The following is a 13,558-nucleotide window of genomic DNA, read 5'->3' as shown; positions in this document are numbered from 1 at the left end:
CACATGGATAAAGAAGTTGTTGACGGCGTAACCATGAAACGCGCACTTACACGAATCACCTACGAAATCATTGAACAAAGTAAGGGCACTGAGGATTTGGTTTTAGTTGGCATCAAAACACGGGGTATCTATTTGGCGCGGCGAATTGCTGAACGAATGAAACAACTGGAGGGCTTAACTGTCCCCGTTGGTGAATTAGATATCACACTTTATCGTGATGACTTACATGAACCTGGCAAAGACGAACCCACAGTTAATGGCTCTGATATTCCAGTCTCCATTGAAGATAAGCACGTGATTTTAATTGATGATGTTTTATTCACTGGACGGACAGTCCGTGCTGCCATGGACGCTTTAATGAGCATTGGTCGGCCTAAGAAAATTTCATTGGCCGTTTTAGTCGACCGCGGTCATCGCGAATTACCGATCCGCGCTGATTTTGTTGGGAAAAATATTCCAACTTCATTACATGAACAAATTAAGGTTGCTGTTGAAGAACTAGATCAACGCGACAGTATTCTTATTCAAAAATTGGATCAACCAAAACCAATTTAATTGTCTCCAGAGAGAGCAAAATGGTTTAATGGGGTACTTTCGTTGTACCCACAAAAAACGCATTTTGCTTACCTCTAACCAGTTAAGTAAGACGCGCTTTTTTTTGTGAAATTATAGGGGGTCAGGGCATGCAGGAACATAAAAAAAGTAATGCAATATTAGACATTCACGATCGGCCAGCACCATTACAGTGGTTCGGCTTATCCTTACAGCACTTATTCGCCATGTTTGGTTCAACCGTTTTAGTACCGATTTTAGTCGGGTTAAATCCTGGGATCGCCATTCTCAGTTCGGGGATCGGCACAATTATTTATATCTTGGTCACAAAAGGTAAAATTCCAGCCTACCTTGGATCCAGCTTTGCCTTCATTGTCGCCATGCAGGCCTTAATGAAGACACAAGGTTACCCCGCCATCGCGCAAGGGAGCATCGCTGTGGGGCTTGTCTACCTGATCGTTGCGCTCATTATTAGCCGAATTGGTTCAGATTGGATCGATAAAGTTTTGCCGCCAATCGTGGTTGGCCCCGTAGTCATGGTCATCGGCTTATCACTGGCTGGCAGCGCCGCTAACGACGCCATGATGAATAACAGCCATTATGATATTAAATTCTTCATTGTTGCCTTGATCACCTTAGCTTTAACGGTTTTCTTCAATATGTTCTTAAAAGGGTTCCTCAGCTTGATTCCGATTTTACTCGGTATTGTCGGCGGGTATATCGTGGCGGTTTTGTTCGGCTTAGTCGATTTTGCACCAGTGCTGAAAGCTGCCTGGATCGCCATGCCAGCTTTCGAAGTGCCATTCGTCAACTACAAGCCTGAATTTTACTGGGGCGCAATTCTCGGTATGGCGCCAATCGCTTTCGTGACGATGACTGAACACATGGGTCACATCATGGTATTAGATCAATTAACTGGCCGCGATTTTTTCAAAGATCCAGGTCTGCATCGCACCTTGACTGGTGACGGCTTAGCCTCAATCGTTGCTGGTTTCATCGGTGGCCCGCCAGTCACCAGTTACGGCGAGAATATTGGCGTTTTGGCCATCACGAAAGTACACAGTGTTTACGTCTTAGTCGGCGCAGCATTTCTAGCCGTCGTCTTCGGTTTTGTTGGTAAATTGAGCGCTTTGATCATGAGTATTCCTAGTCCAGTCATTGGCGGGATCAGTTTCCTACTATTCGGGGTTATCGCTGCAAACGGGCTACGGATTTTAATTGATAACAAAATCGATTTTGACGAAAAACGTAACCTGATGATTGCCTCAACCATCTTGGTTATCGGTATCGGCGGTGCTTACTTACAACTCGGTCAATTTCAATTAACTGGCGTTGCGCTAGCCACAATTCTCGGTATCTGCTTAAACTTAATTTTACCGAAGCACGCTTTAAACGAAGATTAACCTCAATTTGTTAACTATATTAAGTCATAACTGCCCTAAACGGACCTATAGGAGGAAAAGAATATGATTGCTGAATCTTTAACTTGCCAACCAGCCTTAGTTTCAATGCGTGACCTTGATGTTAGAACTGTTGAAGCCTTGATTCATCGGGCCGAAGAATTTAAACACGGTGCACAATTAGAATTGGCGGAACCTGTTTTCGCGGCAAACATGTTTTTTGAAAATAGTACCCGCACGCATACTAGCTTTGAAATTGCCGAACGCCGTTTAGGTTTGTCAGTAGTTGATTTCAACCCACAAGCAAGTTCCGTTAGTAAAGGGGAAACCTTATATGATACGTGCTTAACTTTAGCAGCCGTTGGTGTTCGGTTACTGGTCATTCGCCATTCACAAGATGCCTACTATCAAGAATTGCTGAATCAGCCAGCCTTGCCAGTCGCTTTGATCAACGCTGGTGATGGCAGCGGCGAACACCCATCACAAAGTTTGCTGGATATGATGACGATCAGCGAAACCTTTGGCGGCTTTTCTGGTTTGAAAGTGGCAATCGTTGGTGATTTAAATCATTCGCGAGTAGCCCGTTCGAATATGGAAGTTCTAAAAAAATTAGGTGCACAAGTTTACTTTTCTGGTCCAGAAGCATGGTATGACAAGCGCTTTGATTGTTTTGGCCAATATCTACCAATGGACGAATTAGTCGATCAAGTAGACGTTATGATGATGTTACGCGTTCAACATGAACGCCACAGTGACGATGCAAGTTTTGATCAGGCGGATTATCATCAGCAATATGGCTTGACCTTAGAACGAGCAAAACGAATGAAGTCAGATGCAATCATCATGCATCCGGGCCCCATCAATCGCGGGGTTGAATTAGCTAGCGACTTAGTGGAATGTCCGCAATCAAAATTCGTTGAGCAAATGCGTAACGGTGTTTTTGTACGGATGGCAATGATTGAAAGCGTCCTGCGTGGCAATCAGTTAGGCGGCTTAGCATGAACTATTTATTAAAAAACGGGCAATTATTGATTGCAGACAGTCTGCAGCCACGCGATATTTTGATCCAAGCTGGCCAAATAACTGCCATTGGTACTGACCTAACCGCTGATAACGCAACAACAATCGATTTAGCGCAGCATTTTGTTAGTCCTGGTTTAGTTGATCTACATGTCCATTTACGCGATCCTGGGCAAACCTATAAAGAAACTATTGAAACTGGCAGCATGGCCGCAGCGCACGGTGGTTTTACCTTTATTGGTGCCATGCCGAATTTAACCCCGGTACCGGATAATGCTGAGCAAATGGCGACGATGGTCCAGCGTAATCGAACTGAGGGGGCTGTCCGTATTGGCCAATACGCCACGCTGACACAGCAGCGTGCTGCTGGTAAATTAGTTGATTTTGCCGCTTTAAAAGCTGCCGGCGCGTTTGCCTTTTCCAACGACGGTTCAGGGGTCCAAGATACTGACACCATGTACCTCGCCATGCAGGCGGCACAAGCGGTTGATATGCCACTAGCCGCTCATGTGGAAGATGATAGTTTGCGCCACGGTGGGGTAATGAATGCTGGGCCAAAAGCCACGCAACTGGATTTACCGGGTATCAGTAATGAGGTAGAGACTGCCCAGTTAGCCCGTGATCTCGTTTTGGCACAAGCTACTGGTGTGCATTACCATGTTTGCCACGTTTCCACAGCGGCTTCCGTCCAGATGATTCGGTTGGCCAAACTGGCTGGAATCAACGTATCTTGCGAAGTTACGCCGCATCACTTGTTACTCAGCGACCGTGATATTACAGCAGACGATGGCAATTATAAAATGAATCCACCATTGCGGAGCGAACATGATCGGCAAGCACTGATTGCTGGTTTACTAGATGGCACAATTGATTGTATTGCCACTGATCACGCGCCCCATAGTATGGCTGAAAAACAGCAGAGTATGCGCCAAGCGCCGTTTGGCATTGTTGGTAGTGAAACAGCCTTCAGCTTACTGTACACTAACTTTGTTAAAACGCGGATCTTCACTTTAAATCAATTAGTTAATTGGTTAAGCACGCGCCCAGCACAGCTGTTTCAGTTACCCAATAGCGGGCAGCTAAAAGTCGGCCAACCTGCTGATCTGGCGGTATTTGACTTAGAACAACGCACGACAATCACAGCAGCTAGTTTAATATCAAAAGGGAAGAACACACCCTTTATTGGCGCAAACGTGTACGGTGCCACCGTTGCAACGTTTGTCGCCGGACAACTTGTTTACCAGAGAGGCGGCACAAAATGAAACGTTACTTAATTTTAGCAGATGGTTCAATTTTTACTGGTGAAGGCTTTGGCGCGCCATTGACAACCACTGGTGAAGTTGTTTTTAATACCGGCATGACCGGCTATCAAGAAACCATCACTGACCAATCTTACAATGGTCAAATTATTACTTTTACTTATCCGTTGATCGGTAATTATGGCATTAACCGTGATGACTATGAATCAATTGCACCAACCTGCAAAGGCGTCGTGGTTCATGAAGTTGCTCGGCGCGCAAGCAATTGGCGTAATCAAATGTCATTAGATGAATTCTTGCAACGCAAACATATTCCTGGTATCAGCGGTATCGACACCCGGCGCTTAACTCGGCGCTTACGTACGGCTGGCACCATGAAGGCTAGCATCGTTGATACCGTTGATGATCATGCTTTTGATCAGTTGAACGCATTAGTCATGCCTAAAAATCAAGTTCAGCAAGTATCAACCACTAAGCCGTATCCTAGTCCGGCAACTGGCCGCAACGTTGTAGTGATCGACTTTGGTTTAAAACATAGTGTTTTACGTGAACTATCTAAACGGCAGTGTAACTTAACTGTTTTGCCATATAATACGACTGCTCAAGAAGTGCTGGAACTAGCACCTGATGGCGTTATGCTCAGTAATGGTCCTGGTGATCCCAAGGATGTCCCCGAGGCATTAGACCTCATTCGGGGTATTCAAGGTAAAATTCCATTATTTGGCATCTGCCTTGGTCATCAGTTATTCGCTTTAGCTAACGGTGCTGATACTTATAAAATGAAATTTGGCCATCGCGGCTTTAATCATCCAGTTCGCGAAATTGCTACCGGCAGAATTGATTTCACCTCGCAGAATCATGGCTATGCAGTTGATCCAGCAACCGTGGAACAAGCAAACTTAATGGTGACGCATATTGAGATCAATGATCAAACAATTGAAGGTTTACGCCACCGCAATTATCCGGCTTTTTCCGTTCAATTTCATCCCGATGCCACGCCAGGGCCACATGACGCGACCCATTTATTTGATGAATTCATGGAAATGATCGATGCTTTTGCCAAGCGGGCTTAACGCTGATAGCTGTTGCCAGCTTGAACTGTATTTCGGCACCACATTAACTTGGTTAGTTATTTTTGCGTAGAAGTTGCGCACGGTTCAAGCGCAACGCTAACCGCTATATTTTGAGATTGAAGGGAAGTCAATACATTGCCTAAACGCACAGATATTCATAAAATCTTGGTGATTGGTTCTGGGCCAATCATCATCGGTCAAGCAGCTGAGTTTGACTACTCCGGCACCCAAGCTTGCTTAGCGCTAAAAGAAGAGGGCTATGAAGTGGTGTTAGTGAACTCTAATCCAGCCACGATCATGACCGACAAAGAAATTGCGGATCATGTTTACATTGAACCGTTGACGCTTGAATTTGTCACGCGGATTTTACGCAAGGAACTCCCCGACGCCATTTTACCGACCCTGGGTGGCCAGCAAGGATTGAACATGGCGATGGAATTATCCTCGGCTGGAATTCTCGATGAGCTTAAAATTCAATTACTAGGCACCAAATTAGATGCCATTGATCAAGCCGAAGATCGTGAGCTATTCAAAAACTTAATGCAACAATTAAAAGAACCAATTCCTGACTCACTAAGTGTGAACACCGTTGACGCGGCAGTCACCTTTGCCCATAAGATTGGCTATCCCGTCATTGTGCGCCCAGCATTTACCATGGGTGGTACTGGCGGTGGCATGTGCGATAACGAAACCGAATTAGTCGAAATCGCAACTAACGCGCTGAAATTGTCGCCAATCACGCAAGCCTTGATTGAAAAAAGTATTGCTGGTTTTAAGGAAATTGAATATGAAGTCATGCGTGACGCTGCGGATAATGCTTTGGTGGTCTGCAATATGGAAAACGTTGACCCAGTTGGTATCCATACCGGTGATTCGATTGTCACCGCGCCAGTACAAACATTGTCGGATAAAGAAAACCAAATGTTACGTGATGCCTCGTTAAAGATTATCCGCGCCTTGAAAATTGAAGGGGGCTGTAATGTTCAGTTAGCGCTGGATCCGCAGAGCTTTCAATACTATATTATTGAAGTTAATCCGCGGGTCTCACGTTCTTCAGCCTTGGCCTCCAAAGCGACCGGTTACCCAATCGCAAAAATTGCCTCAAAAATTGCGGTTGGTTTAACCTTAGACGAAATTATGAACCCAATTACCGGCACAACTTACGCCGAATTTGAACCAACGTTGGATTACGTCGTAACCAAGATTCCCCGCTGGCCCTTTGATAAGTTTGCTAAAGGGGAACGGCGCTTAGGTACGCAAATGAAAGCCACTGGCGAAGTTATGGCGATCGGGCGTAATTTTGAAGAATCATTGCTCAAAGCCGTGCGCTCACTGGAAATTGGCACCATACATCTTGAATTACCAGAATTGACCCAAGTTAGCGACGCTGATTTAACTGACAAATTAGTTCATCCCCAAGATGACCGCTTATTCTATCTAGCCGAAGCGTTACGTCGTGATTATAGCTTAGAAGAATTAAATGAGTTAACTAAAATCGATATTTTCTTCTTGGATAAATTATTGCACATTGTTGAATTAGAACGCGCATTAGTTGCGCAAAAAGGCGATTTAGCGTTATTAGAGCAAGCTAAGCGTAACGGCTTTACTGATGTGAAAATCAGTCAGTTATGGCAATTCCCAGTTGAACAATTACGTGAAATGCGCCGCGAAGCCAACATTTGGCCAGTGTATAAAATGGTCGATACTTGTGCAGCAGAATTTGCATCACAAACGCCGTATTATTACGCGACCTTTGAAGAAGAAAACGAAAGCCTAGTGACGAAAAAGCCCTCCGTGTTGGTAATTGGTTCGGGACCAATTCGGATCGGGCAAGGTGTTGAATTTGATTATGCCACCGTCCATTCCGTGAAAGCTATTCAAAAAGCGGGCTACGAAGCAATTATTATGAATAACAACCCAGAGACCGTTTCAACCGACTTTTCAATCTCCGACAAACTTTACTTTGAACCCTTAACTTTTGAAGATGTGATGAATGTCATTGAATTAGAGCAACCAGAAGGGGTTATCGTACAATTTGGTGGTCAAACTGCAATCAATTTAGCTGCACCGTTAGCTACCGCTGGCGTTAAGATTTTAGGGACTAGCGTGCAAGATTTGGATCGAGCAGAAGATCGTGATGAATTTGACCAAGTGATCAAAGACTTAGCCATTCCCCAGCCAGTTGGTGCAACCGCCACGACCGAAGCTGAGGCAGTAGCCATTGCAACCCGCATCGGCTATCCAGTGTTAATTCGGCCCAGCTATGTTTTAGGTGGCCGCGCAATGGAAATTGTTGAAAACCAAGCCGATTTAGAAATTTATATGCGTGACGCAGTTAAAGTGTCTAATGATCACCCAGTATTGATTGATCAGTACTTAGTGGGTAAGGAATGCGAAGTTGATGTGATTTCTGACGGTAAAGATGTGTTGCTACCAGGAATTATGGAACATATTGAACGCGCTGGGGTTCACTCAGGGGATTCAATGGCCGTATATCCACCACAGTCACTGTCAACCGCGGTCAAGGAACAGATCGTCACTGACGCCCAAAAATTAGCGGTGGCATTAAAGTGTATTGGCATAATGAATATTCAATTTATTATCCATCAAGAACAAGTTTATGTGCTAGAAGTTAATCCGCGCGCTAGCCGCACAGTACCGTTTTTAAGTAAGGTAACTGGCATCGCAATGGCGCAAGTGGCAACCCAAGTTATTCTCGGCAGTACCTTAAGCGAGTTGGGCTATCCAGCTGGTCTGTACCCTGAAGGTCAATTAGTACATGTTAAAGCGCCAGTTTTCTCATTCTCGAAATTGTACAACGTTGACAGTTTGCTAGGACCAGAAATGAAATCAACTGGCGAGGTAATGGGCAGTGACACCACCATGGAAAAAGCCTTGTATAAGGCTTTTGAAGCTAGCAAATTACACCTACCCGATTTTGGGACTGTTTTGTTCACCATCGCTGATAAAGATAAAGCCGAAGCTGCGGCCTTAGCTAAACGCTTCCGTGAAATTGGCTATCGGGTGATTGCTACAGCAGGTACCGCCGACTACTTTACCAATGCCAAAATCAAAGCCAGCACAGTCGCAAAAATCAAAGATAATGCAGAACAAGATATTTTACAGTTGCTAGAAAGTGGCCATGTCCAAGTTTTGATCAATACGATGGACGCTGATCGCGACGTTGCTTCGGATGGCTTCCAAATTCGGCAAAAGGCCATTGAACGTGGCATCCCGTTGTTTACATCGCTGGATACTGCCAATGCTATTTTGCGCGTCTTGGAATCACGCTCATTTACCACCTTACCACTTTAAATCAGGCATAAAAAAGGGGCTACGTCATGTTACAAGAGAACTTAACGGTTGTCAGTCAGCGACAATTAACTGCGGATGTTTTTGAACTGACCTTACAAGGAAAAATGGCAACAACTGATCCAGTTGCCGGACAATTTGTCGATGTTAAAATACCTGATTCTAGTCATTTATTGCGACGACCATTTGGAATCGCACAAGTTGACGCTGCTAAAAGTCAACTACGCTTACTTTATCGAACGGTAGGTCAAGGCACGGCAGCACTCAGTCAGGTAACGGCTGGAACTAGGCTAGATACCATTGGGCCACTAGGTCACGGTTTCCCCACCGACTTTTTACAAGCAGGCCAACATGCGCTGATCATCGGTGGCGGTACTGGAATTCCGCCACTGTACGCCTTGTCGCGCCAATTAGTGGCTCAAGGCGTAGAAGTTACCCACGCAATCGGCTTTGGTCGGCAACAGCAAATCTTTTATGAGCAAGAATTCCGCGAACTAGGAGCCGTACATTACGCAACTGATGATGGGTCATACGGCTTCCACGGCCATATTGGTTTATTGCTGGATGCACAATTCGCTGACGCTGAATTTGATGCGGTCTATGCGTGCGGGCCGCGGGGCTTACTGATGGCCGTTAATAATCGCTATCGTGAACACCCGCATGCGTACGTCTCACTGGAAAGTCGCATGGCTTGCGGTGTTGGCGAATGTTACGCCTGTGTGGTACCAGCTCAAGCAGATCCAACAAAAATGTACAAAGTTTGTGACGACGGCCCAGTCTTCGCAACCGGAGAGGTGGCAATTTAATGAATCGATTAGCAGTGACGTTACCAGGACTAAAATTAAAAAATCCAATTATGCCTGCCAGTGGTTGCTTTGGTTTTGGTCAACATTATGCAGAATTTTATGATTTAAATCGGTTAGGTGCCATCATCGTTAAAGCAGCCACTTTAAAACCACGTATCGGTAATCCAACGCCACGAGTCGCCGAAACCACCAGTGGTATGTTAAACGCAATCGGTTTGCAAAATCCGGGTGTGACTGCAATTATGACGGAAAAATTACCTTGGTTAGCTGAACATTACCCTGATTTACCGGTGATTGCTAATGTTGCTGGCTCAACTGAAAGCGACTATGTTGAAGTTTGTCGGCAAATTAGTACGGCAGTGAACGTCCACGCAATTGAGTTAAATATTTCTTGTCCCAACGTAGCCCACGGCGGCCTAGAGTTTGGCACCGATCCCCAATCGGCTTATGCTCTAACTAAGGCTTGTAAAGCAGTTAGCCAGGTGCCGGTATACGTTAAGTTGTCGCCTAATGTTACCGATATTCGGGTGATTGCTCGTGCTGTAGAAGCTGCTGGTGCTGATGGGTTTACGCTGATCAATACTTTAGTGGGTATGCAAATCGATTTGAAAACACGGCAGCCACTATTGGGTAATCGGACTGGTGGGCTTTCTGGTCCGGCGATTAAGCCAGTGGCGGTGCGGTTGATCAATCAAGTTCATCAGATCTCGCAATTACCGATTATCGGTATGGGCGGCGTAATGACAGCTGAGGATACATTAGAACTTATGATGGCCGGTGCTAGCGCCGTTGCTGTCGGCACGGCTAACTTTGATAATCCGCAAGCGTGTCCTGATATTATTAACGCGCTACCAAGTGTGATGGATCACTATCACATCGCAGATCTGCCCAGCCTGATCAATGAAATGGCGGTGACTGCTGTATGAGTCGACCAATTATTGCACTAGATTTTCCCGATCAAACAACTGTTAAAAGTTTTCTCGCGCAATTTCCGCACACTGAGCAATTGTATGTGAAAGTTGGTATGGAACTGTTTTACAGTGCCGGACCAGATATCGTCCGTTACTTAGTTGCAGCAGGGCATGACGTTTTTCTTGATCTTAAATTACATGATATTCCGCATACAGTTGAGCAAAGTATGCGCGTCCTAGCTAGTTTAGGTGTGCGTTTGACCAACGTACAAGCAGCAGGTGGGTTGGCTATGATGACCGCAGCACAATCAGGCTTAATTGGCGGTAGTGTTGCTGGTCAAATGGTACCCAAGCTGATTGCCGTGACTCAGCTGACGTCGACCAGTGAACAACAAATGCAGCAGGAACAACTTGTCAATGCTTCATTAATGACTGCTGTCACGCATTTAGCCAAATTAACGCAACAAGCCGGCTTAGCGGGCGTCGTTTGCTCAGCACTAGAAGCCCAACAAATCAAGCAAGCGACGAGCTCAGATTTTCTTTGTATCACACCAGGCATACGCTTAGCTGGAGGGAACGCTGATGATCAACAACGCGTGGTTACACCGCAAACGGCTGCTCAACTAGGTAGTGACCGTTTAGTTGTCGGGCGGCCAATCACACAAGCTGCCGATCCGGTTCAAGCTTATCGGCAGATCAAACAACTTTGGGAGGTAGCACATGACAAACACTGAAACGAAAATTGCGACTGATTTATTAGCCATAAAGGCGGTCACGTTACGTCCAGAACAACCATTTACTTGGGCCAGTGGTATTAAAAGTCCGATTTATACTGATAATCGGCTAACCATCAGTTATCCGCAGGTGCGCAAACATATCGCTAAAGGGCTAGCTAAATTAATTCGCCAACACTTTCCCGAAGTTGAAGTCATCGCTGGTACCGCAACAGCTGGTATTCCACATGCAGCATGGGTAGCGGCTAAGCTTGAATTACCAATGATCTACGTGCGTTCTAAACCAAAAGATCACGGTCAAGGACGGCAAATTGAAGGTCAGTTGGCTGCTGGTGCCAAAGTAGTTGTGATCGATGATCTGATTTCAACTGGTGGGAGTGTTTTGAAAGCCATTACCGCAGCTCAAAATGAGGGCGCAACCGTCTTGGGGGTTGTTGGTATTTTCAGCTACGAATTAGCTGCCAGTACCGCTAACTTTGCTCAGGCTGGGATCCCATTTTATACGTTGACTAACTATACAACCTTGGTGGAAACGGCCATTACTGCAGGCACGATCGATGCCGCTAATCGTGATTTACTGCATCAATGGCGCCGTGATCCAGAACATTGGGGTAAATAAGCTTACAAAAAAACCAGCATTGAATGCTGGTTTTTTATATTGCCACATTATTTGGGCTGTTGTGCTAATTTTTGAACTAATTGTTCATCTGGGGTCACGGTAACCGTTTTTTGACCTGTGTAGATCACAAAACCTGGTTTAGCACCATTAGGCTTGTGCACCTTTTTGACGGCTACGGTATCGACAGGCACCGTAGCCGATAAACGAGCTTTTGAGTAATAAGCCGCTAGATTAGCCGCTTCAACCAGCGTTTTTTCACTAGGTTCAGCTGTCGTAATAATGACATGCGATCCCGGAATATCTTTGGCATGTAACCAAATATCCGTTTTACGGGCGGTTTTCAATGTTAGGCGATCATTCTGTAAATTATTTTTACCAACTAATATTTTCGTACCATCACTCGCGTAGAAAGTTTCCGGCTGACTTAGCTTAGGCCGCTGTTTCTTTTGCTTGCTTTTAGTACGCAAATAACCTTGTTGACGTAATTCAGCTTGAATATCTTGTAAATCCTTTGGTGCTGCCAAGTCGATCTGGGTTAAAACACCTTGGAAATAGTCGATTTCTTGCTGGGTCGTTGCCAATTGTTCATTGACGTAGTGGACAGAATTCTTTAGCTTTTGGTACTTAGTAAAGTACTTCTGCGCATTTTTTGAAGGCGTCAGTTGATTTGAAAGGCTGATTTTAAGCGGCTCTTCTTCCGCATAAAAATTAGGTAGCGTGATTTCAGTCATACCGCGCGTAACCTGATGTAAATATGTCGTCAAGATCTCACCTTTGATCCGATAAGAATCAGCTTTCTCTGATGCCGCTAGCGTTTGTTGCAGCTTACGATATTTCTTTTTATTCTTCTTTAATTCATTTTGTACCAGCCGAATTAAGTCGCCACCTTGTTGATGAACCCGATCTAATTGTGCTTTATCGCGATAAAAATGATCCAGTAATTGACTTAGTGTCGGATAACTGGTTTGTGTCCCATGCTGGCTAACGAACTGGCACGGTGAGAACTGTAATTGCTTTTTACTTGGATCATGGGTGATTGTCGGTTGTGGTGCGTTATCAATTGTTTGGAAAAAATCCTGCCAAGCGCTATCTTGATCATCTGCTTGAGCTAAGCGAGTCGCAACCTCTAATGCAGTATCGAAACCAAAGCCTTGGTAAGTTTGTTGTAATACTTTAGCTTGCGCAAATACATCACCAGTCGCTGGTAATGTTCGATAGAGGGGCTCAGTAGCCGTAAAGGGATTAGCTTCATTTTGTGCCGGTGGGGCGATATAGGTAGCGCCTGGTAACAGTAACCGATAACGATTTTGATCATGCGATACATGGCGAATTGTGTCAATAATACGCTGATCAGCTTGGTTAACTAAAATAATATTACTGTGGCGGCCCATCATTTCAATAATGAGCACTAAATTTTCCTGATCGCCAATTTCGTTACGGGCAGTAAAGGTTAAATGAACAACGCGATCATTATCAATTTGTTGAATTGATTTCAAGATGGCACCGTCCAAATACTTGCGCAACGTCATTGTAAAGTTAGTCGGCTTATCTGGATTAACAAAAGGAATTTCAGTAATTTGTAAACGTGCGTAACTTGGGTGGGCCGAAAGTAGCAACGGATAATTGTGCCGCTGTGCGCGTACCGTAATGATCAATTCGTTGGGATAAGGCTGGCTAATACGGCTCAGACGCGCACCAGCCAATAAGGGTGCTAATTCATTGACCATGGCATGCGTAAAAACACCATCGAAGGACATTCAAGCCACCTCGCTTTCTTAATGATTATTAGATTCTAGATAGGGTGTAACACTAATGGTGTAGCTATCAGTTACACCAACACGGTTTAATTATACTGGTTTTAGACTAAAGTAA

11 protein-coding genes are annotated in these 13,558 nt (G+C 45.0%); 10 read left to right on the top strand and 1 reads right to left on the bottom strand.

Annotated features, from left to right (window positions below; translation table 11 throughout):
• Positions 1 to 3 precede the first annotated feature (3 nt).
• The 10 genes from pyrR to pyrE all read left to right on the top strand — a co-directional run bounded on the left by pyrR (position 4) and on the right by pyrE (position 11,686).
• Positions 4 to 555: a bifunctional pyr operon transcriptional regulator/uracil phosphoribosyltransferase PyrR gene (gene pyrR, locus EKM80_RS03935; RefSeq protein WP_125551823.1), complete on the top strand. Its 552-nt coding sequence runs from the start codon at positions 4 to 6 to the stop codon at positions 553 to 555.
• A gap of 128 nt (positions 556 to 683) precedes the next feature.
• Positions 684 to 1,955, top strand: coding sequence for a uracil-xanthine permease family protein (locus EKM80_RS03930; RefSeq protein WP_125551822.1), 1,272 nt, complete (start codon positions 684 to 686; stop codon positions 1,953 to 1,955).
• A gap of 63 nt (positions 1,956 to 2,018) precedes the next feature.
• A complete protein-coding gene (locus EKM80_RS03925) occupies positions 2,019 to 2,954 on the top strand; it encodes an aspartate carbamoyltransferase catalytic subunit (protein ID WP_125551821.1) in 936 nt (311 codons plus the stop codon).
• A complete protein-coding gene (locus EKM80_RS03920; protein WP_125551820.1) occupies positions 2,951 to 4,234 on the top strand; it encodes a dihydroorotase in 1,284 nt (427 codons plus the stop codon). Before EKM80_RS03925 ends, EKM80_RS03920 begins: the two co-directional genes overlap by 4 nt.
• Complete coding sequence (locus EKM80_RS03915) at positions 4,231 to 5,304, top strand: carbamoyl phosphate synthase small subunit (protein WP_125551819.1); 1,074 nt, start codon at positions 4,231 to 4,233, stop codon at positions 5,302 to 5,304. Before EKM80_RS03920 ends, EKM80_RS03915 begins: the two co-directional genes overlap by 4 nt.
• Positions 5,305 to 5,439: 135 nt before the next feature.
• A complete protein-coding gene (gene carB / locus EKM80_RS03910) occupies positions 5,440 to 8,619 on the top strand; it encodes a carbamoyl-phosphate synthase large subunit (protein WP_125551818.1) in 3,180 nt (1,059 codons plus the stop codon).
• 26 nt (positions 8,620 to 8,645) lie between these two features.
• Positions 8,646 to 9,422, top strand: coding sequence for a dihydroorotate dehydrogenase electron transfer subunit (locus EKM80_RS03905; protein ID WP_125551817.1), 777 nt, complete (start codon positions 8,646 to 8,648; stop codon positions 9,420 to 9,422).
• Positions 9,422 to 10,348 (top strand): dihydroorotate dehydrogenase, encoded by a 927-nt coding sequence (locus EKM80_RS03900; RefSeq protein WP_125551816.1) that lies wholly within the window; start codon positions 9,422 to 9,424, stop codon positions 10,346 to 10,348. The genes EKM80_RS03905 and EKM80_RS03900 overlap by 1 nt, the downstream gene beginning before the upstream one ends.
• Positions 10,345 to 11,067 carry an orotidine-5'-phosphate decarboxylase gene (pyrF, locus tag EKM80_RS03895; protein ID WP_125551815.1) on the top strand — a complete coding sequence of 241 codons (723 nt, stop codon included), beginning with the start codon at positions 10,345 to 10,347 and terminating at the stop codon, positions 11,065 to 11,067. Before EKM80_RS03900 ends, pyrF begins: the two co-directional genes overlap by 4 nt.
• Positions 11,054 to 11,686, top strand: a complete 633-nt coding sequence (gene pyrE / locus EKM80_RS03890; RefSeq protein ID WP_125551814.1) for an orotate phosphoribosyltransferase — start codon at positions 11,054 to 11,056, stop codon at positions 11,684 to 11,686. The genes pyrF and pyrE overlap by 14 nt, the downstream gene beginning before the upstream one ends.
• Positions 11,687 to 11,733: 47 nt before the next feature.
• On the opposite strand, the gene EKM80_RS03885 is transcribed toward pyrE, so the two are convergent.
• Complete coding sequence (locus EKM80_RS03885; protein WP_125551813.1) at positions 11,734 to 13,443, bottom strand: NFACT RNA binding domain-containing protein; 1,710 nt, start codon at positions 13,441 to 13,443, stop codon at positions 11,734 to 11,736.
• Positions 13,444 to 13,558: the final 115 nt, after the last annotated feature.

The organism is Loigolactobacillus jiayinensis (assembly GCF_003946445.1).
Lineage (GTDB): Bacteria > Bacillota > Bacilli > Lactobacillales > Lactobacillaceae > Loigolactobacillus > Loigolactobacillus jiayinensis.
This window is presented reverse-complemented; position numbering and strand designations above follow the sequence as displayed.